General features: G+C 69.6%; 19 protein-coding genes. 13 read left to right on the forward strand and 6 right to left on the reverse strand.

Annotated elements, in window-relative coordinates:
• Positions 1-12: 12 nt before the first annotated feature.
• Entirely contained in the window at positions 13-894 is an 882-nt protein-coding gene (locus PWS46_RS17645) for an EamA family transporter (RefSeq protein ID WP_434620990.1), read from the reverse strand.
• 108 nt (positions 895-1,002) lie between these two features.
• Here PWS46_RS17645 and PWS46_RS17650 point away from each other — a divergent pair, with 108 nt between their 5' ends.
• Positions 1,003-1,488: an Lrp/AsnC family transcriptional regulator gene (locus PWS46_RS17650; protein WP_434620993.1), complete on the forward strand. Its 486-nt coding sequence runs from the start codon at positions 1,003-1,005 to the stop codon at positions 1,486-1,488.
• Positions 1,489-1,501: 13 nt separating this feature from the next.
• On the opposite strand, the gene PWS46_RS17655 is transcribed toward PWS46_RS17650, so the two are convergent.
• Entirely contained in the window at positions 1,502-2,608 is a 1,107-nt protein-coding gene (locus PWS46_RS17655) for a hypothetical protein (protein ID WP_434620996.1), read from the reverse strand.
• 168 nt (positions 2,609-2,776) lie between these two features.
• Between PWS46_RS17655 and PWS46_RS17660 the strand changes: the two genes are divergently transcribed.
• A complete protein-coding gene (locus PWS46_RS17660) occupies positions 2,777-3,763 on the forward strand; it encodes an aldo/keto reductase (protein WP_434620998.1) in 987 nt (328 codons plus the stop codon).
• A 6-nt stretch (positions 3,764-3,769) separates the two neighbouring features.
• On the opposite strand, the gene PWS46_RS17665 is transcribed toward PWS46_RS17660, so the two are convergent.
• On the reverse strand, positions 3,770-4,744 hold the full coding sequence (locus PWS46_RS17665; RefSeq protein WP_434621001.1) for an MBL fold metallo-hydrolase: 975 nt from the start codon (positions 4,742-4,744) through the stop codon (positions 3,770-3,772).
• Positions 4,745-4,874: 130 nt separating this feature from the next.
• Between PWS46_RS17665 and PWS46_RS17670 the strand changes: the two genes are divergently transcribed.
• The 8 genes from PWS46_RS17670 to PWS46_RS17705 all read left to right on the forward strand — a co-directional run bounded on the left by PWS46_RS17670 (position 4,875) and on the right by PWS46_RS17705 (position 18,507).
• Positions 4,875-6,077: an ATP-dependent DNA helicase gene (locus tag PWS46_RS17670; protein WP_434621004.1), complete on the forward strand. Its 1,203-nt coding sequence runs from the start codon at positions 4,875-4,877 to the stop codon at positions 6,075-6,077.
• Positions 6,078-6,199: 122 nt separating this feature from the next.
• A complete protein-coding gene (locus PWS46_RS17675) occupies positions 6,200-7,297 on the forward strand; it encodes a YeiH family protein (protein ID WP_434621007.1) in 1,098 nt (365 codons plus the stop codon).
• Between the two features lie 206 nt (positions 7,298-7,503).
• Positions 7,504-7,833: an HPF/RaiA family ribosome-associated protein gene (locus tag PWS46_RS17680; RefSeq protein WP_434621010.1), complete on the forward strand. Its 330-nt coding sequence runs from the start codon at positions 7,504-7,506 to the stop codon at positions 7,831-7,833.
• 311 nt (positions 7,834-8,144) lie between these two features.
• Positions 8,145-9,098, forward strand: coding sequence for a helix-turn-helix transcriptional regulator (locus PWS46_RS17685; RefSeq protein ID WP_434621013.1), 954 nt, complete (start codon positions 8,145-8,147; stop codon positions 9,096-9,098).
• 204 nt (positions 9,099-9,302) lie between these two features.
• The gene (locus PWS46_RS17690) at positions 9,303-14,348 is read left to right on the forward strand and encodes an AAA family ATPase (RefSeq protein ID WP_434621015.1); all 5,046 of its coding nucleotides are present in this window, start codon (positions 9,303-9,305) and stop codon (positions 14,346-14,348) included.
• Positions 14,345-15,856: a response regulator gene (locus tag PWS46_RS17695; RefSeq protein WP_434621018.1), complete on the forward strand. Its 1,512-nt coding sequence runs from the start codon at positions 14,345-14,347 to the stop codon at positions 15,854-15,856. Before PWS46_RS17690 ends, PWS46_RS17695 begins: the two co-directional genes overlap by 4 nt.
• The gene (locus PWS46_RS17700) at positions 15,856-16,506 is read left to right on the forward strand and encodes a response regulator transcription factor (RefSeq protein ID WP_434621021.1); all 651 of its coding nucleotides are present in this window, start codon (positions 15,856-15,858) and stop codon (positions 16,504-16,506) included. The genes PWS46_RS17695 and PWS46_RS17700 overlap by 1 nt, the downstream gene beginning before the upstream one ends.
• Positions 16,507-16,830: 324 nt before the next feature.
• Positions 16,831-18,507 carry a methyl-accepting chemotaxis protein gene (locus tag PWS46_RS17705; protein ID WP_434621024.1) on the forward strand — a complete coding sequence of 559 codons (1,677 nt, stop codon included), beginning with the start codon at positions 16,831-16,833 and terminating at the stop codon, positions 18,505-18,507.
• Positions 18,508-18,558: 51 nt separating this feature from the next.
• On the opposite strand, the gene PWS46_RS17710 is transcribed toward PWS46_RS17705, so the two are convergent.
• Both PWS46_RS17710 and PWS46_RS17715 read right to left on the reverse strand, forming a co-directional pair.
• Positions 18,559-18,996, reverse strand: coding sequence for an EamA family transporter (locus tag PWS46_RS17710; RefSeq protein WP_434621026.1), 438 nt, complete (start codon positions 18,994-18,996; stop codon positions 18,559-18,561).
• Positions 18,997-19,034: 38 nt separating this feature from the next.
• Positions 19,035-19,625 (reverse strand): histidine phosphatase family protein, encoded by a 591-nt coding sequence (locus tag PWS46_RS17715; RefSeq protein ID WP_434621028.1) that lies wholly within the window; start codon positions 19,623-19,625, stop codon positions 19,035-19,037.
• A gap of 99 nt (positions 19,626-19,724) precedes the next feature.
• Between PWS46_RS17715 and PWS46_RS17720 the strand changes: the two genes are divergently transcribed.
• Both PWS46_RS17720 and PWS46_RS17725 read left to right on the forward strand, forming a co-directional pair.
• Positions 19,725-20,105, forward strand: a complete 381-nt coding sequence (locus PWS46_RS17720; protein ID WP_434621031.1) for a DUF6152 family protein — start codon at positions 19,725-19,727, stop codon at positions 20,103-20,105.
• Positions 20,105-20,608: a hypothetical protein gene (locus tag PWS46_RS17725; RefSeq protein WP_434621034.1), complete on the forward strand. Its 504-nt coding sequence runs from the start codon at positions 20,105-20,107 to the stop codon at positions 20,606-20,608. Before PWS46_RS17720 ends, PWS46_RS17725 begins: the two co-directional genes overlap by 1 nt.
• A gap of 2 nt (positions 20,609-20,610) precedes the next feature.
• Here PWS46_RS17725 and PWS46_RS17730 read toward each other — a convergent pair whose 3' ends face one another.
• Positions 20,611-21,441, reverse strand: a complete 831-nt coding sequence (locus tag PWS46_RS17730; RefSeq protein WP_434621037.1) for an oxidoreductase — start codon at positions 21,439-21,441, stop codon at positions 20,611-20,613.
• Between the two features lie 107 nt (positions 21,442-21,548).
• Here PWS46_RS17730 and PWS46_RS17735 point away from each other — a divergent pair, with 107 nt between their 5' ends.
• Positions 21,549-22,511 (forward strand): LysR family transcriptional regulator, encoded by a 963-nt coding sequence (locus PWS46_RS17735; protein ID WP_434621040.1) that lies wholly within the window; start codon positions 21,549-21,551, stop codon positions 22,509-22,511.
• The last annotated feature ends 15 nt before the right edge of the window (positions 22,512-22,526 follow it).

Consider the following 22,526-nt stretch of genomic DNA (forward strand, 5'->3'; position numbering starts at 1 on the left):
TGTCACGCCCGGTCAGCGCCGGCCCTTCGCCAGCGCGCTGCCGGCGGAGGCGCACATGATGCAGGCGATGGCGGCCCATTGAACGGCGCTCAGCCGCTCGCCCAGCATCAGGAAGCCGATCAGCGCCGCCACGGCGGGGGAGGCGCTGACGGCGAGGCCGAAGACGTGGCTGGGCAGGCGGCGCAGCGCCATCATCTCCAGCAGGTACGGAACCATGCTGGACAGCACCGCCACCGCTAGGCCGGTGAACAGCACCGCCGGGACCAGCAGCCCGGCCCCGGCATGGGCGATCCCCAGCGGGACGGTGAAGCTGGCCGCCACCAGCATGCCCCAGGCCACCGCCTGCCCGCCGGGAAGCGACGAGGCGCGCTTGCCGAAGACGATGTAGAGCGCCCAGCAGAAGGCCGCCGCCGCCGCATAGGCGATGCCGACGGGGTTCAGCGCGCCCGACGCCTCCCGCAGCGGCAGCAGCAGGACGAGGCCGACGGCGGCGCAGGCGATCCACAGGAAATCCTTCAGCCGGCGGGAGCCCAGCAGCGCCACCGCCAGCGGCCCGGTCACCTCGATGGCGATGGCGATGCCGATGGGGATCAGCTCCATCGCCCGGTAAATCGACAGGTTCATCGCCCCCAGCGTGGCGCCATAGACCAGCAGGTTGCCCAGATCCGCCCGCCCCGGCAGCCGGCGCCAGGGCCGCAGGATCGCCAGCAGCATCAGCGCCGACAGCCCGACGCGCAGGCCGGTCACCCCCTCCGCGCCCACCAGCGGGAACAGCGACTTGGCCGAGGCCGCCCCGACATATTGCGACAGCAGCGACGCCAGCAGGATCAGCAGCGGCAGGGCCGCCGGCTCCGGCCGGGCTGCGGTTGCGGTTTCGATGGATGCGTTCGCCACGCGCCCGGCTCCCGGCAGGAATGGTCAGGCGAAAAGATACTGTGACGAAAGGGCGCCGGGGGCTTAAGTTTCGGGACCTCGACGCATTGTTCTTTCGTGAAAGCCGCCATGCGCTCAACGATCGCTCGCCTGCCGGATCAGCTCGATGACCAGGACCGTGCGATCCTGCGCATCCTGCAACGCGACAACAAGACCTCGCAGCGGGAGATCGGCGAGGCGGTCCACCTCTCCGCCCCGGCGGTGCAGCGCCGCATCGCCCGGATGGAGGCGGCCGGACTCATCCGCCGCAACGTGGCGGTGGTCGATCCGGTCGCGGTCGGACAGGGCGTAACGGTCGTGGTGGAGGTCCAGACGGTCAACGACCGCTCGCCCACCATCGCCGCCGCCAAGCGGCTGTTCCGCGAGGCGGCGGAGGTGCAGCAGTGTTATTTCGTGACTGGGCGAGCCAGCTTCGTCCTGATCCTGCTGGTCCCGGACATGGCGAGCTACGAGGTGCTGTCGCGCCGCCTGTTCGCCGATAACGAACTGGTGCAGTCCTTCCAGACGATGGTCGTGCTCGATCCGGTGAAGGTGACGCTGGAGGTGGATTTGTAGGGCGGCCAGCAGCTCAGTCCTGCCAGTCCTCGTATCCCCAATCCTCGGCATCGGGGTCGGCAGTGCCCAGCGGGGCCACCGTGGCGCCGGCGTCGAGGGCTGCGGCCAGCCACGGTTCGACGCTGGTGACGGGGGAGGTGCGGCACCAGCGGCGGCGGCGGCCGTCCCAGCGGCAACGGCCCTGGCGCTTCATCTCGTCCCGCAGTTCCCGGGACGGGATGGACGCGAAGCGCAGTTCCAGGCCGCGATCGCTTTGGGCGATCTCCACCACCTCCCCGGCGGCGGTGGTATGGGTCAGGCCGTCTTCCAGCACTTGGCGCAAGGCCGCCGCCCGGTCCTCGCGGATGCGGGCCTCGGCTTCGCGCTGGCGGCGGCGGTCGGCCAGGGCGTCGGCGATCCAGTCCGGCGGCTCCTCCAGCACGCGGAAACCGGCGCCGCCGCGCGGGCCGGGCGCCTCTTCCAGCAGGCCCTCGCGCAGGAGGTCGGCAAGCAGGGTCTTCAACCGGTCGCGGTCGGACGGGATGCCGGGCTGGCGGTTGGCCGCGGCGTCGGCGACGGTGAAGCGATCGCCGACGGCCCAGCCCTCGTAGATGGCGGCGGCCAGGGCGTGCAGTTCGGCGACGCGGCTGCGCTGGTCGATCAGATGGGCGGCGACGATGGCGTTCGGCGGTTGATCGACCCGGCCGGCGAGTCCGCAGGTCCGGCACTGCCAGGCGCCGGGATCGGACAGCAGCAGCTGGGGGTCGCAGCGGCGCTTGCGGCAATGCTCCTCGCTGCCCGGTTCCGGCAGGCCGCGACCGCTGTCCAGCAGGGCGTGGATGGCATCGAGCGGCGTGTCGGCGACGCCGCGCAGCCGGTCGAGAATGTCGGCGGGCAGCCAGATTTCGGCGCCATCACTGTCGTTGGCGGCTGCGAAGCGGTTCTTCAAGGCGCGGCGGCGGGTGGGCGTCAGCAGGGCGAGAACCCGTTCGGCGGTGTAGCTCTCGTCGAAGGTGTCGGCGAGCAGGGCAGCCAGATCGCCGAGCAGTGCCGGGGGCGCCAATGCGCTTTCGTCCCCGGCGGCGAGGATGCGGCGGGCCTCGCCGAGGATTTCCGTGCTGTCGTCTGCTCCCATCGCCATCCGCGCCCTGGTCCCCGTCCGTTCCGCGTAGCAAGCTGGGCATGCCGGAAATGCCCGTCAAGCGCCGGCTGGACCGTCGGCAGTGGCTACAGGGAACCGGAACGGCCCGGCGAAGCACGGTGTTGACTGAGTGCAACGAACTGGCGTCAGAAACGGAAAGGCTTTGGCATGTCCAACAGCACGCATTTCGCCCCGCCCGGCCCGCTCGGCTTCGGCGGCGCGCCGCTTGGCAACATGTTCGAGGAGGTGTCGGACGAGACGGCCGAAGCCACGCTCGATGCCGCCTGGGACGCCGGCATCCGGTATTTCGATACCGCTCCGGAATATGGTCCCGGCATTTCGGAACATCGCTTCGGCCATGTCCTGCGCAATCGCCCGCGCGACGAATTCGTGCTGTCGACCAAGGTCGGCCGGCTGCTGCGCGCCGATTCCAGGAAGGGCGGCCAGCATGGCCCCTTCGTCAAGGGATTGCCGTTCCGCGTCGATTACGACTACACCGCCGACGGCGTGCGGCGGTCCATCGAGGACAGCCTGCAGCGGCTGGGCATGGCCCGCATCGACATCGCCTATATCCACGATTGCGCCGAGGATGCCCATGGCGACCGCTGGCTGGAGGTGTTCGACACCGCCATGACGGGCGCCGCCGTGGCGCTGACCCAGTTGCGCGAGGAGGGGGTGATCCGCGCCTGGGGCCTGGGCGTCAACCGGGTGGAGCCCTGCGTGATGGCGCTGGAGCGGGCGGACCCGGACGTCTTCCTGCTGGCCGGGCGCTACAGCCTGCTGAACCAGCCGGCATTGGACGAGCTGTTCCCGCGCTGCGGCGAGCGCGGCGTACATGTGGTGGTCGGCGGCCCCTACAATTCCGGCCTCATCGCCGGGGGCAAGACCTTCGAATATCAGGAGGCCCCGTCCGACAAGGTGGCGGCGCGCGACCGGCTGGCGGACATCGCCAAGCGCCACGGCGTCGACCTGCGCGCCGCCGCCCTGCAGTTCTGCGCCGCGCATCCGGTCGTCGCCTCGGTCATTCCCGGCACCAAGAACCCGGCGCGGGTGCGGGAGAATGTGGAGCTGATGGGACAGCCGATTCCCGGCGATTTCTGGCGGGAGCTGAAGGCGTCCGGCGTCCTGCCGGAACAGGCGCCGACGCCGGCTTGAGCAGCCTCAGCCCTCCACCACGGTTCCGGGGTGGCCGGCTTCGAAGCGGGCGGGGGAGATGCCGCGGGCGGCCAGAGCCGAGCGCAGCAGATGCGGCGGCTCCTCCCGCGCCTCGTCGGTCAGGGAGAAGGTGCCCCAATGGATGCCGACGGCCTTCTTCGCCCCGACATCCAGCATGATCCGCACCGCCTCGTCCGGGTCGCAATGCTGGGCGGCCATGAACCAGCGCGGATCGTAGGCGCCGATGGGGATCAGCGCCAGATCGCAGGCCCCCAGCCGCTCGCCGATGGCGCGGAAGGCGGCGCCGGTGCCGTAGCCGGTGTCGCCGGCGAAATAGACCGAGCCGGCCGGCGTGCGCAGGACGAAGCCGCCCCACAGCGCCATCCGGCGGTCGCGCCCGGTGCGCGAGGACCAGTGGTTGGCCGGGACGATGTGGACTTCCGCGTCCGGCCTCAGCTCGAACCGGCTCCACCAGTCGCCGGCCGCCGTCCGCACGTCCGGGATATGCTTGCGCAGGATGGTGTCGTTGCCGAGCGGCGTGACCATCAGCGGGGCGTCGCGCCGGTGCAGGCGTTTCAGCGTCGCCAGATCCAGATGGTCGTAGTGGTTGTGCGACAGCAGAACCGCGTCGATCTTGGGCAGGTCGTGGAAGCGGATGGCCGGCGCCGTCACCCGCTTCGGCCCGGCGAAGCGGACGGGGCTGGCACGGTCGGACCAGACCGGATCGGTCAGGACGTTCAGGCCGGCGGCCTGGACAAGCGTCGTCACATGGCCGACCACCGTCACGCGCAGCCCATCGACGTGCCGGGCCGGCATCACCGGGGCTACCGGCACCTGCCGCGGCCATTTCGCCGCCTTCCGCCCCCATTGCCAGCGGAACAGCTGGCTGAGGCTGCGGTCGGTTTCCGGCTCGCCCGGATTGAAGAAGCGCAGCCCGTCGAAATTCGACGTGGCGGGACCCTGCCAGTAGGGATTACGCATGCGCATCGGATCCTTATGCCATCCTTCGTCCCGAACCAGATGGTATCGCCGCGGTGAAGTTCTATAGACCGCGGTGGGCGGTCAGGCTACTGTGCCGCCTTCATTCATGGTTTGATCCCGGTTCGATCCAATGCAGTCCGACACCCCGACCGACGAGCAGCATCGCGCCATCCAGGCGATCGACGCCTGGTACAAGGACGATGCCGCCCAGCAGGTCTTCTGGCTGGCCGGGGAGGCCGGGACCGGCAAGACCAAGACCACCGCCTTCGTGCTGGAGCATCTGCTGGAGCGCCGCCGGCTGACCGAGTATGTGGTGGGCGCCCCCACCGGCAAGGCTGCCCAGGTTCTGCGCCAGAAGGGGATCGAGGGGGCGGCGACGCTGCATTCGCTGCTCTACGCCCCGCGCAAGGACGGCGACACCGGCGAGCTGTTCTTCGCCCGCCGCAGCGACGGGCCGGTGGCCGACGCCGACCTGATCGTCTGCGACGAGGGGTCGATGATCGGCGACGATCTGGCGCGCGACCTGATGCGCACCGGCAAGAAGATCCTGGTCATCGCCGACGATTACCAGCTGCCGCCGGTCTCCGGCCAGGGGCTGTTCACCAGCGGCGAGCCCGATTTCCGCCTGACTGAGCCGCACCGCACCGCCCGCGAAAGCCCGGTGATCCGGCTGGCCCACCTGCTGCGCCGGCAGGAGATGCCACGCCGCTTCGGCTCGGTCGGCAAGGTGCATGTCCTGCCGCTGGAGCACCGCACCCAATCGCTGGTGATGCGGACCTCGGCGCAGGCGATCTGCGGCACCCACCGCGTCCGCACCACCTACACCAAGCGGATGCGCAAGCTGCTGGGCCACGACTCGGTGATGCCGCAGGCGGGGGAGCGGGTCATCTGCCGGCGCAACCAGAAGGACGAGGGGCTGTACAACGGCATGATCGGCGCGCTGACCCGCCCGGCCGCCGAGGGGCAGGGCCGCGAGGCCGGCCTGTGGTCGCTGGGCGTGCAGATGGAGGACGAGGTGCGGTCGCGCGGCAGGTTGATCGTCCATCCCTGGATGTTCCAGGCCCATTACACCGACGGCATGGCGCAGCCGCGGGTGGGCAAGGACATCCAGCTTTATGACTGGGCGTGGCTGATCACCTGCCATGCCTCGCAGGGGTCGGAATTCCCGTCGGTCACCGTGGTCGACGATTCGGCCGCCTTCCGCGAGCATCGCTGGCGCTGGCTCTACACCGCCGTCACCCGCTCGCGCGAGGAACTGGTGCTTCTGCTGCGCAACGCCGACCTCGGCGGGCCGTGGCAGGTTCCCGAATTCGACGACTGCCTGACGGCCTGAACCGATAAACCCAGCTTATCGAACGCATCACTTCTTTGCGTTGGATGTGATCGGACGAGGTCTCCATTTTACGTGTCGGAACGGTGATTTTCGTTCCTGACCGCTTCCGGAGACTTCATCCCATGGTTCGTGAAACCGCAGCACCGGCAAGGGCGGTGCCCGGAATACCAGTGCTTTCCCGCGTCGGCCGCCTTCTGCCCGGCTTGGCCCTGTGCGTCGCCGTAACCGGTCTGGCCTTCGCCGCGGCGTCGGCGGAGGTGGCGCTGTTCGGTCAGGCCTGGATCGAGGCGCTGGTCCTGGCGATTCTGATCGGCACCGTGATCCGCACCGCCTGGGCGCCGCCCGCGCGCTGGCATCCCGGCATCGGCTTTTCCGCCAAGATCCTGCTAGAGGTGGCGGTCGTCCTGCTCGGCGCGTCGGTCAGCGCCGCCACCATCCTGTCGGCGGGGCCGGCCCTTCTGCTGGGCATCGCGGCGGTGGTGGCGATGGCGCTGCTGGCCGGTTTCGGCATCGGGCGGCTGCTCGGCCTGCCGGTGCGCATGGCGGTGCTGGTGGCCTGCGGCAACGCGATCTGCGGCAATTCGGCCATCGCCGCGGTGGCGCCGGTGATCGACGCCCACAGCGACGACGTCGCCGCCTCCATCGCCTTCACCGCCGTGCTGGGCGTCGCCGTCGTGCTTGGCCTGCCGCTGCTGGGATTCGGGCTGCAGATGAGCGGGGTGCAGTATGGCGCGCTGGCCGGGATGACCGTCTATGCCGTGCCGCAGGTGATCGCCGCCGCCACGCCGCTGGGCGCCACGGCGGTGCAGGTGGGCACGCTGGTGAAGCTGGTGCGGGTGCTGATGCTGGGGCCGGTCTGCCTGCTGCTGTCGCTGCTGGCGCCCCGGCTGGGCGGGGAGGGGGCCGGCGCCGGCGCCGACATGGCGGAGCGTCCGCGCCGGGCCTATCCGCCGGTCCACCATCTGGTGCCGTGGTTCATCCAGGGCTTCCTGGCGATGATCGTCCTGCGCTCGCTGGGGATCATTCCCCATGCCGCCCTGCCGGCGATGGAGCATGCGGCGACCCTGCTGACCGTGGTGTCGATGGCGGCGCTGGGGCTGGGGGTCGATGTGCGGACGGTGGCGCGGGCCGGTGGGCGGGTCACCGCGGCGGTGATCCTTTCCCTGCTGGTGCTGGGCGCCATCAGCCTGACGCTGATCCGGCTGATCGGGCTGGCCTGAGTTCGTCCCGGCTGAAATCGGGCGGGAGTCTACATCCGGCAACCAGGGAGCGCATTGATACAGATTAATGCAGGATTCCGCCGCTGTGCGATCCTGAGATCACCAACCCCTCCCGCCGGCCCCCACAGATCGGGCTGCGGGGCGGGCCCCGCGGGGGAGACGCCTTTCAAGGTGCCGCATCCCCGCGCAGAACAAGGAGTATGGTCATGCGTCAACCGGTGCAGATCGCCTTCCGCAACATCGACCCCTCTCCCGCCCTGGAGCATCTGATCCGCGAACATGCCGACAAGCTCGACCGCTTCTTCGGCGGCATCATGGCCAAGCGCGTGGTCTTCGAGGTGCCGCACCGCCACCAGCATCAGGGCAAGCATTTCACCGTCCAGGTCGCGCTGACCGTTCCCGGAGACGAGTTGGTCGTGCACAGCGACAAGTCCGGCAACCATGCCCACGAGAGCGCCGATGCCGCCATCCGCGACGCCTTCGACGCTGCCCGCCGCTCGCTGGAGCGCTTCGCCGAGAAACAGCGCGGCGCGTGAAGGCCGCGTCCTGCCGCAAGCGGCCAAGCCGTCCAACTTCAATCCATCCTGCGCCACGCCCGTCCGCCCATCCCGGACGGGCGTCGTGTTTTTGTTATTGCTAATTTAGTGATCGCGTTACGGAAATCTTACGTCGAACAGTCAGAACCTAAACCAAGGTCTAGGGTGGTTCGACCTAAACACTGGCGGGTTTAATCTGCGTCTAGTGGTTCGCGGCATATGGTCGCGTTTACCCTGTGTGGGCAAGTCGGGCGGGCGGTCTTCCGGAAGACGGAGGCGGCGGGCCGTAAGCAAACCCAGGGGAGACGGACATGGCCTCGGCCCATCGGACCAATCTGCATCTGCACTATGTCCCGACGCCGGACGAGCCGGAGGTGCTGGTCGTCGGATCGGGCGGCGGCATGGTCGGGGTCTCGCGCATCCGCTGCGCAGCGGGCGGGGTCGGCCATTTCAGCCCGGAATCGGAAGACGCGTTCCTGGTCAGCCATCACCTCTCCAACTTCCAGTCCGACGTCTGGGTCGACGGGCGGCTGGTGGACAAGCCCGCCGACATCACCGGGCTGACCTCGATCCACGATTACCGCCGCAGGATCGACTGCCACATGCACACGGCCTTCGACACGCTGACCTTCCATCTGCCCCGCGCGGCGCTGGACGGCGCCTGTTCGGAGGCCCGCGGCGGACGTCTGGCCGACCTGTCGATCCCGCCCAGCACGCCGATGAACGATCCGACGGTGCGGGCGCTGGCATCGGCCATCCTGCCGACGCTGGAGTTTCCGGAGCGGATCAGCCTGCTGTATCTGGACCATGTCTGCTCGGCGCTGGCGACCCACATCGTCACCGCCTATGGCCGGGTGAGCGAGCCCAAGTCCGGCGGGACGCTGGCGCCCTGGCAGGAAAGGCGGGTGAAGGAGTTGATCGCCGCCAATCTGGACGGCGACATCCGGCTGGCCGACCTTGCCGCCGAATGCCGGCTGTCGGTGGGGCATTTCGTCCGCGCCTTCCGCCGCACCGCCAACACCACACCCTACCAGTGGTTGCTGCACCAGCGGATCGACCATGCCAAGACGCTGATGCGGGAGGGGTCGCAGACGCTGGCCGAGGTGGCTCTGGCCTGCGGGTTTGCCGACCAGAGCCACTTCACCCGCACCTTCAGCCGGCTGGTCGGCATATCGCCGCGCAGCTGGCGGCGGCGCAACGTCGGGGCCGATGCCATGATCCTGGCGGGGGCATCGCCCTGCGCAGCCGCCGAACTTTCCCTTTGATGAAGCGAAATGATTCCCTCTCCCGCCCCGGGAGAGGGAGGGGCCCCACGAAGTGGGGAGGGTGAGGGGAAATCCAAGTATAATGAACCGCATGGCTTCTTGGATCACCCCTCACCCTTCCCACCGCTGCGCGGCGGGCCCCTTCCCTCTCCCGGGGCGGGAGAGGGAGATTCTGTCGATGCTGCGCTGGGGGAAGGCCGTTTCATGGAGTCCAGTCTAGACCATCTGACGGAGGCGGGATCCGGCACCCATGCGCTGGGCGGCGACGGCGAGACGCGGCTGCTGCGGTTGACGCGGCCGGGGCAGCCCTTTCCCATCCTGGCGCGGATGGCCGATCCCGCCGCGCCGGCCGATGCGGTGCTCGCCCGGTTCCGGCGGGAGCATGAGCTGTCGCGGCGGCTCGACCCGACTTGGGCGGTCAAACCGTTGGACCTGCTGCGCCACGGCACCGTGCCGGTGCTGACCCTTGCCGATCCCGGCGGGCAGCCGCTGTCGGCGCTGGCGGTCTCAACGCCCACTCTGTCGATTGAAACCTTCCGCCAGCGGCTGACCCTGGCGATCCGCATCGCCGGGTCGGTGGCGCAGTTGCATCGCCGCGGGATTCTGCATGGCGACCTGCGGCCCTTCAACCTGCTGTTGGCGGAGGACGGAGCGGTGCGGTTGACCGGTTTCGGCCGCGCCGCCGACCTGTCGGACCCGCAGCGCCCCGAGGTCGAGCGGCCGGCGGCGTTGCTGCCCTACATGGCGCCGGAGCAGTCGGGGCGGATGAACCGTTCGGTCGACCGCCGCAGCGACCTCTATGCCCTGGGCGTCACGTTGTACGAGCTGTTCACCGGCGAGCTACCCTTCGCCGCCCGCGACCCGATGGAGTGGGTGCACAGTCACCTCGCCCGCGCGCCGATTCCGCCGGCCAGCCACGCCCCCGACCTGCCGCCAGCCATTGCCGGTATCCTGCTGCGGCTTCTCGCCAAGACGGCGGAGGACCGTTATCAGACCGCCGACGGCCTCGGTCGCGACCTCACCCATGCCCTTCGGCTGTGGGACGCGCAAGGCGGGATCCCCGCCTTCCCCGTCGGCCGGCGCGATCTGCCGGAAGGACTGGAGCCGCCGCCGTCGCTCTATGGGCGGGAGGAGCCGGTCGCCGCATTGCAGGCCGCCTTCGACCGCGTCGCCGGGCGTGGCCGCATGGGCATCGTGCTGATTTCCGGCCGGTCGGGTGTGGGGAAGTCGGCGGTCGTCCACGCGCTGGAGGAGCAGCTGGTGCCGCCGCGCGGCCTGTTCGCCGCCGGTAAGTTCGACCAGGGCCGGCGCGACCTGCCCTATGCCAGCCTTGCCGAGTCCTTCCGCGGGCTGGTCAGCCGCATCCTGGCCCTGCCGGTGCCCCACCGCGACCAGTGGTGCCGGGGGCTGGCGGAGGCGGTGGGCGACGGCGGCGCGCTGATGACCGCGCTGATCCCCAACCTCGCCCTGCTGATCGGCGAACAGCCGGCGGTGCCGCCGCTGCCGCCGCAGGAGGCGCAGAACCGCTTCGACCTGCTGTTCCGCCGGGTGCTCCAGCTGTTCGCCCGCGCCGATCACCCGCTGGTGCTGTTCCTCGACGATTTGCAATGGCTGGACCGCGCGACGCTGGACCTGCTGGACCGGCTGGTCGCCGACGGCGGCATCGGCCATCTGCTGCTGGTCGGTGCCTACCGCAGCGACGAGGTGGGGGCCGACCACCCGCTGACCGCCCTGCTGGAGCGCATCAGGGGCTCCGCTTCAGAACCGGCAGGTGCGGAAATCGACTGTTGCGAGATCGCGCTGGGGCCGTTGTCGTCCGACGATCTGCGGCGGATGGTCGCCGACAGCCTGGACCGCAAGCCCGACGAGGTGGCGGGGCTGGCGGCTCTGCTGGAGGAGAGGACCGGCGGCAACGCCTTCTTCGCCGTGCAGCTTCTGACCGCGCTGGAGCGATCCGGCCGGTTATGGTTCGACCGCGAGGCCAGACGCTGGGACTGGGATCCGGCGGCGGTGGAGACGGCGCGGTCGGGCGCCGGCATCGCCACGCTGATGACCGAACGGCTGGGCGCCTTTTCCGCCGGGGCACGCGACCTGCTGGCCCGGCTCGCCGCACTCGGCGCCGGCGCGCCCGTCGCCACCCTGGCGCTGGCCGCCGGCCTGACCGAGGCGGAGACCGGGCGGACCCTGGAACCGGTTCTGGCCGAAGGGCTGATCCTGCGGATCGACGGCGGCTACCGATTCCTCCACGACCGGGTGCAGGAGGGGGCCTATGCCCTGGTGCCGGCGGAGGGGCGCGGCAGGCTGCATCTCGACATCGCGCGCGCCTTGCATCGCGGATTCGAAGCCGACCTGTCGGGGGAGCGGCTGTTCGCGCTGGTCGGCCAGTATGACCGCTGCCTCTCCCTGATCCAGGACGGGCGCGAGCGGGAGGAGGTGGCGACGCTGCACCTCGCCGCCGGGCATCAGGCCAAGGCGGCCAGCGCCCACGGCTCCGCCCTTGCCTATGCCCTGGCGGGGTTGCGCCTGCTGGAGGGTGGCCAGTGGGAGCGGAGGCACCGGCTGGCCTTCGCGCTGGAGCATCTGCAGGCGGAGTGCGAGTTCCTGAGCGGCGACCTGCGGCGGGCGGAGCTGCGGCTGCAGGGGCTGGTCGGGCGGGCCGAATGTCCGGTCGACCGCGCGGCGATCACCGCGCTGCTGGTCACAGTCTACACCGCCATCGACCGCAGCGACCGCGCCATCGACGCCTGCCTCGCGTATCTGCGCGGTGTCGGGATCGACTGGCCGGCCCATCCGCCGGCGGCGCTGGCGCAGGAGGAATATGCGGACCTGCGCGCGGCCATCGGCGACCGGCCCGTCGCCTCGCTGGCGGGGCTGCCGGCGGTGAGCGACCCGGACAGCCGGGCGACCATGGACGTGCTGGCCGCGGCGCTGCCGCCCGCCTTCTTCAGCGACCGCAACCTCGTCTGCCTGATCCTCTGCCGGATGGCGAACCTGACGCTGCGGCACGGGCGCAGCGACGCCTCCGCGTTGGGGTTCGCCTATCTCGGCATGATGGCCGGGCCCTACTTCGGCGATTACGCCGCCGGCTACGCGTTCGGCCGGCTCGGCTACGATCTGGCGGAGCGGCAGGGGCGGACCCGCTACCGGGCGCGGGTGCTGATGACCTTCGCCTATCATGTCGTGCCCTGGACCCGCGACATCCGCAGCGAGCGCCCGCTGCTTCTGCGCGCCTTCGAGGAGGCGCGGGAGTCCGGCGACGTCACCTATGGCGGTTTCACCAGCGTGACGCTGGTCACCAGCATGCTGGCGTCGGGCGATCCGCTGGCGACGGTGCAGCGCACGGCGGAGGCGCGGCTCGCCTATGTGCGGCAGGTGAAGTTCGGGCTGTGCGCCGACATCCTGACCACGCAACTGCAATTCCTGCGCGCCCTGCGCGGGCGGACGGACGCGCTTGCGTCATTCGACGGCAAGGGCTTCGACAATGCCGCCTTCGAGGCGCGGCTTCTCGCCAACCCCAGCCTGGACATCGCCACCTGCTGGCACTGGATCCGCACGCTCCAACTCCGTTGCATCGCCGGCGACATGGTTGCCGCGGTCGAAGCGGCCGAGCGGGCCGAGGGGCTGCTGTGGACCACGTCCGGTCATTGGGAGATGGCGGAGTTCCATTTCCATGCCGCCCTGGCCCGTGCCGGCGCAATGGACGGCGCGGAACCGGAGGAGCGCGCCCGCCACAACATTGCGCTGTCCCGCCATCTGGGCCAACTGCGCGAATGGGCCGGCCACAGCGCCGACAGCTTCGACGCGCGCTTCGCCTTGGTGGAGGCGGAGGCGGCCCGCACCCAGGGGCGGACCGAGGATGCCATGCGCGGATACGACCGTGCGGTCCAGGCCGCCCGCCGCACCGCCCTGCCGCATGTGGAGGCGCTGGTCCAGGAATGCGCCGCCGGATTCTACCGCCGCATGGGCCTGCCGACGCTGGAACTGGCCTGCATCCGGGAGGCGGCCGACCGCTATGGCCGCTGGGGGGCGACGGCCAAGGTCCGGCAGCTCGCCCGGCGCCATCCGTCGCTTGCCCTGGAGCCGGGCGAGCCGGCGATGGCGGAGGCGCCGCGCGGCTTCGACGGTGTCGATCTGGCCTCCCTGTTGGAGACGCTGCGCGCCGTCTCCGACCAGTCGGGGGTGGAGCAGCTGACCACCACCCTGCTGACCCTGGTGCTGGAACATGCAGGCGCCAGCCGCGGCCTGCTGATCCTCGCCCGCGGCGAGCGCCTGCGGGTGGAGGCGGAGGCGACCACCGGGCTTTACGGCGTGTCGGTGCGGCTGGTGCAGGAGGATGCCGACCGTTTCCCGCTGCCCCACGCCATCATCCATGGCGCCATCCGCGACCAGGAGGCGGTGATCGTCGACGACACCCGCGCCGCCGATCCACTGTCGGCCGACCCCTATTTCCACGAGACGGAGGCGCGGTCGATTCTGTGCCTGCCGCTGGTCCGCCGCCGCCGGGTCGTCGGGCTGCTGCATCTGGAGAACGCGCTGGCGACCTACGCCTTCACCCCGCAGCGGGTCAATGTGCTGACCCTGCTGGGCGCCCAGGCGGCGGCATCGCTGGAGACGGCGACGCTGGAGGAGAAGGACGCGCTGCTGAAGGAAATCCACCACCGGGTGAAGAACAACCTGCAACTCGTCACCAGCCTGCTGAACCTCCAGGCCCGCCGGATCGAGGACAAGGCGGTGGCAGCCCTGTTCGCCGACAGCCGCGACCGCGTGCGGTCGATGGCGCTGGTCCATGAAAGCCTTTATCGCCTCGGCAACTTCGCCCGCGTGCCGATGCGCGAGCATCTGGAGTCGGTCTGCGCCCATCTGCTGCGCGCCTATTCCCGCAATGCTGGGGCGGTGCGGCTGGAAACCGAGATGGACGATTTGAAGCTGGACCTCGACCGCGCGGTGCCCTGCGGGCTGATCGTCAACGAGCTGGTCTCCAACGCGCTGAAGCATGCCTATCCGGGCGGGCGGGGCGGGGTGCTGCGCGTGGCGCTGACGACCGACGGCCGGGACTGCCGGCTATCCGTTCGGGACGACGGCGTGGGCTTGCCCGAAGGTTGCGATCCCGATAGGATGGACTCCGTAGGCTTCCAGCTTGTTTCGGACTTGAGCAGTCAGTTGCACGGAACTCTGAAATACAGCTTCAACACAGGCGCCGAATTCATCGTCACCTTTCCTTTGAAGGGGCGCAATCGGGGAAGTGAATGATCGCCGCACGCATCCTGATCGTCGAAGACGACCGTATCGTTGCGCGCGATATTCAGCATCAACTCTCCCGCATGGGTCATGTGGTGGTCGGAATGTCGGCCAGCGGCGAGGATGCCGTCCGGCAGGCGTGCAGCCAGCAGCCCGACCTCGTCCTGATGGACATCCGGCTGGAAGGAGAGATGGACGGGATCGAGGCGGCGCGCCGGATCCGCGACGCCCACAGGATTCCCATCGTCTTCCTGACGGCCTACGCCAATGACGAGGTGGTGCATCGCGCCAGCCTGACGGAGCCGTTCGGCTATCTGCTGAAGCCCTTCGAAGAGCCGCAGATGCGCACCGTCATCCAGATGGCGCTCTACAAGCATGCCAGCGACACCCGGCTGCGCCTCAGCGAGCGGCGCTATGCCGCCACGCTGGCCAGCATCCGCGACGGCGTCATCCTGAGCAACCGCGACGGCCGGGTCGATTTCATGAACCGGGCGGCGGAGACGATGACCGGCTGGACCGCCGCGGAGGCCGCCGGGCAGCCGCTGTCCGCCGTCTTCGTCGCGGTGGACGAGGAAACGCTGGAACCGCTGGAGGATTTCTCCGCCGTCGTCCTGCGCAGCGGCGAATTCGCCCCGCCGGAACGCCAGTCCAGGCTGCTGCCCCGCGACGGCGGGGAGCCGGCCGGGATCGTCGTCGAGGAGCGATGCTCCGCCATCATCGACGACCGCGGCGAACCGGTCGGCTCGATCCTGGTGTTCCGCGACCTGACGCAGCGCCGCCGGATCGCCGAGGCTTTGCGGACGGCCCAGGCCGACCTTGCCCATATCGGCCGGCTGACCATGATGGGCGAGCTGGCGGCGGCGGTCGCGCATGAGGTGAACCAGCCGCTGATGGCCATCGTCACCAATGCCGGCACCTGTCTGCAGCATCTGTCGCAGCCGCAGCCCGACCTCGACAAGACCCGCGTGGTGGTGGAGCGGATCGTGCGCGACGCCCAGCGGGCCGGCGATGTCGTCCGCAGCATCCGCGCGCTGGCCCGCCGCACCCCGGCCGATCCCGGCTGGGTCGACATCAGTGCGCTGGTCGCCGACACGCTGGAGCTTGTGCGGGCGGAACTGCGCCGCGCCCGTGTCACCGTGGAAACCGACCTGCAGGCCGAACCGCCCTGGGTCCATGGCGACCGGGTGCAGTTGCAGCAGTTGGTCCTCAATCTGGTGATGAACGCCATCGAGGCGATGTCGGCGGAAGATTTGCCGGAACGGCGCCTGCGCATCGTCACCGGCAGCGAGGAGGGCTGGTTCCGCGTCCGGGTCGAGGACAGCGGGCCGGGCCTGGGCGAAACCGATGTCGACGCCATCTTCCGCGCGCTGTACACCACCAAGCCCGACGGGCTGGGCATGGGCCTGTCGATCAGCCGGTCCATCGTCGAGCTGCATGGCGGGCGGCTGACCGCGACGCCCGGCGCGTCCGGCGGAAGCGTATTCGAATTCGTGCTGCCCGTATCGCCCGGAGGCAAGTGATGGCGAGGAAGGGGGAAACCGTGGTGGCGGCCGAGACCGTCGTCATCATCGACGACGACGAAGCGGTTCGCGAAGCGCTGGAGGGGCTGCTCGATTCCGTCGGGCTGCAGGTGAGGAGCTACGGCTCGGTGCAGCAGTATGTCGACCAGCGTCCTGCCATCGACGTCGGCTGCATGGTGCTGGACGTGCGGCTGCCGGGGCGCAGCGGCCTGGATTTCCAGGCGGAGCTTGCGCGGTCGGGCAACAGCCTGCCGGTGATCTTCATCAGCGGGCACGCCGATGTGCCGATGTCTGTGCGTGCGATGAAGGCGGGGGCCTTCGAGTTCCTGACCAAGCCCGTCCATCACCAGGAATTGCTGGACGCCATCCACGCCGCCATCGCCGCCCATGGCGAATGCCGCTGCCGGGAGCGTGGCATGAGCACCCAGCGCGCCCGCTTCGAGACCCTGACCCCGCGCGAACGCGAGATCACGTTGATGGTGGTGTCCGGCCTGCGCAACAAGCAGATCGCCGACGACCTCGGCCTCAGCGAGGCCACGGTGAAGCTGCATCGCGGGCAGGCCATGCGCAAGATGGAGGCCCGCTCCGTCGTCGAACTGGTGCGCATGATCGACGGTCTGACCGCGACTGCGGCCGGGCGGAGTCAGTAGGTCTAAGGTTCTATGACTATCGGCCGGTTTGGCTGCCGCCGGCGGCCATGACGGTGCCCGGCGATGCAATCCTCCCAATGCACCGCTCCCACCTGCAACGATGAGGAATGCAGGCAGGCCGTTGTTGAACGAAGCTTTCAATCCGATCGTTGATCGTCGATCAATCCGTATGACTGAGACAAATACCGGAAACGAATTCAGGAATTACTTCTAACGTTTCTTTAATATTTCTCCCGTTTTTCCTGGCTGAAATGGTTGCCCCAAGGGGCAGGTGCCACAAAAAAGAACAAGGCGCCAGTGTCAGGACTAAATCGGGGGTTGGGTATGACGATCAGGGCGTTGTCCCTTGCGGGGAAGACTGTGGTGCTGTGCGGCGGCGGGCTGCTATTGCTTGCCTTTGCCACATTCGGTGTCAATGAATTTCTGCTGACCAGCTATGCCGACCGGGTGGCGATGGAGCGGCAGGAAACCAATATGCGCGTCGCCTGGGACGTGCTGAACCAATATGGGCAGTCGTTCGAGGCGCGCGACGGCAAGCTTTACGCCGGTGACCGCGCGCTGAACGACTTTTTCGAGCCGGTGGACCGGGTCAAGCGGCTGGTCGGCGGCACGGCGACGCTGTTCATGGGGGATCGCCGCGTCGCCACCAACGTGCTGAAGCCGGACGGCAACCGCGCGGTCGGCACGACGCTGGCGAAGGGGCCGGTTTACGACGCGGTGCTGGGGCGCGGCGTGCCCTATCGCGGACAGGCCGACATCCTCGGCACGCCCTTCTACACCGCTTATGATCCGATCAAGGCGCCAGACGGCCGCGTCGTCGGCATCCTGTATGTCGGCATCGCGAAGGCGGAGTTCTTCGCGGCGATCCGCGACACCCAGACGATGATCGCGGTCATCAGCGCGGTGGTGACCCTGCTGGTCGCCGCCGGCTGCCTGCTGCTGGCGCGTCGCATGTTCCGGCCGCTGTCGGACATCCGCGTCGCGATGGAGGAACTGGCGCGCGGCAACCTGTCGGTCGCCATCCCGGCGCTGGGCCGCAGGGACGAGATCGGCGGCATGGCGAAGGCGCTCGGCGTGTTCAAGGACAATGCGCTGGAGGTCGCCAAGCTGCACGAGGCCCAGGCGGCGGAACGCGCCCGGTCGCTGCAGGACCGCCGCGCGGCGATGGAGGAGGTGGCGCAGTCCTTCGAAGGCTCGCTGCTGGGCGTCGTCGGCGTGCTCAGCGCCACCACGACGCAGCTGCAGGCCAACGCCCAGCGTCTGCACGACATCGCCGAGACCGGCAGCGTCCGCGCCCACGCCGTCAGCAGCGCCGCCGGCGAGGCGCGCGACGACGTGCGCACCGTCGCCGGTGCGGCGGAGGAACTGAGCAGTTCCATCGGCGAGGTCGGCCGGCAGGTGGAGGAGTCCGCCCGCATGGTGCGGAGCGCGGTGGAGGAGGTGACCCGCACCAACCACACGATGGACGGGCTGGCCGCCGCCGCCGGCAAGATCGGCGAGGTGGTGACCCTGATCCAGGACATCGCCGGCCAGACCAACCTGCTGGCGCTGAACGCCACCATCGAGGCGGCCCGCGCCGGGGAGGCCGGCAAGGGCTTCGCCGTGGTGGCCAGCGAGGTCAAGACGCTCGCCAACCAGACGGCGAAGGCGACCGAGGACATCGCCCGGCAGGTGGCGGAAATCCAGGCGGTGACCGGCCATGCGGTCGACGCCATCGAGGGGATCGGCCGCACCGTGCTGTCGGTCAGCGAGCTTGTCGGCCGCATCGCCGTCTCCGCCGACCACCAGAGCGCCACCACCGCCGACATCGCCCAATCGGTCCAACGCGCCGCCGACCGCACGGCGGAGGTCACCCACAACATCGAAGAGGTCTCGCAGTCCGCGCACGAGACCGGGACGATGGCTTCGGAGGTCCGCGCCGCCGCCGCCGACCTCGGCCGGCAGGCGCTGTCCCTGCGCGATCAGGCGGAGGAGTTCCTCCGCCATGTGCGGGCGGCCTGAGACCGAAGGCCGAAGATCACCGGGCCGCCGGGTCCGTCACGGATCCGGCGGTCATTTGAAGGCGAGCAGGATCACCCCGGCGGCGATCAGCACGACGCCCAGCCAGTTCGACCCCGACAGCGTCTCGCCCAGGAACAGCACGCCGAACAGCGCGACCAGCACGACGCTGAGCTTGTCGACCGGGGCTACCTGCGATGCGGGGCCGAGCTTCAGCGCACGGAAATAGCACAGCCAGGATGCTCCGGTGGCGAGGCCGGACAGCAGCAGGAACAGCCATGTCCTGCCCGACACCGCCAACGGCGACAACGACTGGCCGGACGCGGTGACGATGCCGATCAGCATCACGAAGATCACGGCGGTGCGGATCAGCGTCGCCATGTCCGAATTGATTCCCTCGACGCCGACCTTGGCGAAGATGGCGGTCAGCGCCGCGAAGCAGGCCGACAACAGCGCCCACAGCATCCAGGTCGGAAACAGGCCACCGGTCATTCTCCTGAATCCCTTCAGCTTTCGTTCGGCCATGTTTATCAGGGGACGCGCACCCGGTCGATCTGCTCCGGGTCGGGGGTGCCGTTCGCCCGCAGCAGCACCGCCTCGCCCGATGCCGGGAAGATGCCGGTCAGGGCGGTGACGGTGACCTGATGGGTGACCAGCACCACCGGCTTGCCGTCGCGCGGCAGGTCGGCCAGAAACTGGCGCAGCCGGGTGGTCATGTCCTTCTCCTCCTCCTGCCGGCCGAAGAAGGAGTTGAGGGCCGGCATCTCCTTCACCGGGCCGAGGTCGAGCAGGCGGGCGGTCTCCAGGCAGCGGCACCATTGGCTGGACAGGACACGCGCCTGATCGATGCCGAGTTGCCGCAGCCGCTCGCCGATCCGCGCCGCCTGGGCCCGTCCGCCGTCGCTGAGGTTGCGCTGGGTGGCGCAGTCGTCCAGCTTGAAATCGGGAGGATCGCCGGTACCGGGCGCCTCCGCATGGCGCATCAGCACGACGAGGCCGGCCGTCTCCAGCGCAGCGGCGGGCGCCGCCATTGGGGCCGCCGTCAGAACCGGCAGCAGGACGGCGGCGGACAGGGCCAACAGGGTGCGGCGAGACAGGAAACGGCGAAACAAGGTGGGCATTGGCATCTCCATCGGGGAGCGGCGCCCCGCCTCCTCTTGCCGGGAGGGCGGCCCACCCCATGTGTGCCGAGGATGCCCGACGAAAGGGAGAGCGTCATCATGGCCCGCAACCGCCTGCTCAACACCCGATCCCGTATCCTTGTTGCCGCCGGCTTCGCCGTCACGGCGACGGTCGCCCTGCCGGCGCTCGCCCACCATGGCTGGGGCGGCTATGACGCCGACAGGACGCTGACCCTCAGCGGCACCGTCGAGCAGTTCGCCTTCAGCAATCCGCACGCCATGCTGAACCTGCAGGTGGACGGCAAGCGGTGGCACGTGGTGCTGGCGCCGCCCAGCCGCATGACCGCGCGCGGACTGCCGGACGGCGCGATCAAGCCCGGCGGGACCGTCACCGTGGTCGGCTATGCCAGCAAGTCCGACGCGGCGGAACTGCGGGCGGAGCGCATCACGGTGGACGGCCAGACGGTCGAGCTGCGCTGATGGACCACAGCCTTGGACCGGTCGGCCCCGCGTGGCTGGTGGCGCTGGAGACCTCCGGCCTGGGCGACACGCTGCGCCAGTCGCTGTGGCTCTATCCGCTGGTCGAGGTGCTGCACATCCTGGGGCTGGCGCTGCTGGTCGGGTCGATCGCCGCCTTCGACCTGCGGCTGATGGGACTGCATGCCGGCCTGCCGGCCGGGGCGCTGTCGCGGCTGTTGCTGCCGGTGGCGGCGGTCGGCTTCGTCCTTGTGGTGCCGACCGGCATCCTGCTGTTCATCAGCGAAGCGACGGCGCTGGCGCGCAATCCCGCCTTCCTGGTCAAGATGGGGCTGATGCTGGCGGCATTGGGCAACATCGCCCTGTTCCACCGGGGCGCCGGCAGGCGGATCGCCGGTTGGGGCGGGGGAGGGCGGCCACCGCCGGCGGCGCGGGCGGCCGGAGCGGTCTCCCTCCTGCTGTGGGTGGGCGTGCTGGCGTCGGGACGGCTGATCGCCTACCTGTAGCCTCAGCCCTGCTCGACGAAGTCGGTGCTGCGGGTCACGCTTTCCCAGGCGTCGATTTCGGCGATCACGGCGTCGAGCTTGCCGCGGGCCCGGCGGAGCGCGTCGGAGCCCAGCAGCAGATGAAGCGGCGGGCTGTCGGAACGGACGGCGGCCAGGATGGCCTGCGCCGCGCGATCCGGGTCGCCGAGCTGACGGCCGGCCATGCCGTCGAAGGCGGACGACATCCGCCCGACGCTGTCGGCGTAGGCCGCGTCTTCGGCAGCGCTCTTGCGGATCGAATGGGTCGACAGGAAATCGGTGCGGAAGGCGCCGGGCGCCACGGCCGTCACTTTGATGCCCAGCGGGCCGACCTCCTGCGCAAGGCTGGTGGACAATCCCTCCAGGGCGTATTTGGCCGCCGCGTAGAGACCGGAACCGGCGCCGGGTGCCCGTCCGGCGATGGAGGTTATGTTGACGATGTGCCCGGTCCCCTGGGCGCGCAGGCGGGGCAGGGCGGCGCGGATGATGCGGAAGGGGGCGAACACGTCGACCGCGAACAGCCGGGCAACCTCGTCGTCGCTCGCCTGCTCGACCGCCCCCAGCAGGCCGTAGCCCGCATTGTTGACGATCACGTCGATGCGGCCGGCGAGCGCGAAGGCCTGGTTTACGGCGGCCTCGGCGGCATCGCCGTCGGCGAGATCGGCGGTCAGGACATGCAGGGTGCCGTGCCCGACGGAGAGGTCCGGCCTGCCGCTGCGGACGGTGCCGATGACGGTGTCGCCCTCCGCAAGGGCCGCCTTGGCGAGTGCCAGCCCGAGGCCGCGCGAGATGCCGGTGATGAACCAAGTGGTCATGGGAAGTCTCCTTTCGCGGTCAGAGATATATCCGGTGAGTGATTTACAGAATGACCGGATTTCTGATGAAACTTGTAAGCCCTGCTGAAAAGTAGTTTCCTTGCGCTATGGATCCCTTGCTCTCCGGCAGCGACTACAACCAGCTTCGCGCGTTCCTCGCCGTCGGCGAGACGCTGAGTTTCAGCCGCGCGGCGGAGCGGCTGGGCGTTTCCCCGTCGGCGCTCAGCCAGCTGGTGCGCGGGTTCGAGGAGCGGGTGGGAGTGCGGCTGCTCAACCGCACCACGCGCAGCGTCGCGCTGACCGATGCCGGCGAGAATCTGTTCCGGCGCGTCCAGCCGGCCGTCTCCGAACTCGGCGACGCCATCGGGCAGGTGCGCCGGTATCGCGAACGCCCATCCGGTATTGTGCGCGTCCACAGTTTCCGCGCGGCGGCGGACCTCTACATCGAGCCGATGCTGGCGGCCTTCGTCCGCGACTTTCCGGACGTCGTGCTGGACATCACGCTGGACGACGCGGTGGTGGATCTGGTGGCCGGCGGCTTCGATGCGGCCATCCGGATCGGCGAAGTGATCGACCGCGACATGGTCGCCGTGCGTCTCGGCCCGGACCTGCGGCAGATCGCCGTGGCGTCGCCCGACTATCTCGATCGTCATGGCCGGCCGGCTCATCCGCGCGATCTGGTCGGCCATCGCTGCATCCGCTGGCGCTGGCCGGGCCATGTGATGCCCTATGCCTGGGAGTTCTTCGGCAACGGATCCTGGTTCGAGGTCGCGGTCGAGGGGCCGCTGATCTTCAACGACAAGGACATGGCGTTGCGCGCGACCCTGCGGGGTATCGGGATCGGCTTCTGCATCGAGGATGCGGTGGCCGGCCACATCGCGGCGGGAGAGCTGGTTCCGCTGCTGGAGGACTGGTCCGCCGCCTTTCCCGGCCGGTTCCTGTGCTATCCGCGCCAGCGGCAGATGGCCCCGGCCTTGCGGGCCTTCATCGACGCGGTTCGCGCGGTCGATTCCGGGGTGGGTGACGAAGTGGATGCCCGGCCGCCGCAGGAGGATCGTCGCCGTCCTTGAATCCCGTGCCGTTGC

This window comes from Azospirillum sp. B2RO_4 (genome assembly GCF_051124815.1).
Lineage (GTDB): Bacteria > Pseudomonadota > Alphaproteobacteria > Azospirillales > Azospirillaceae > Azospirillum.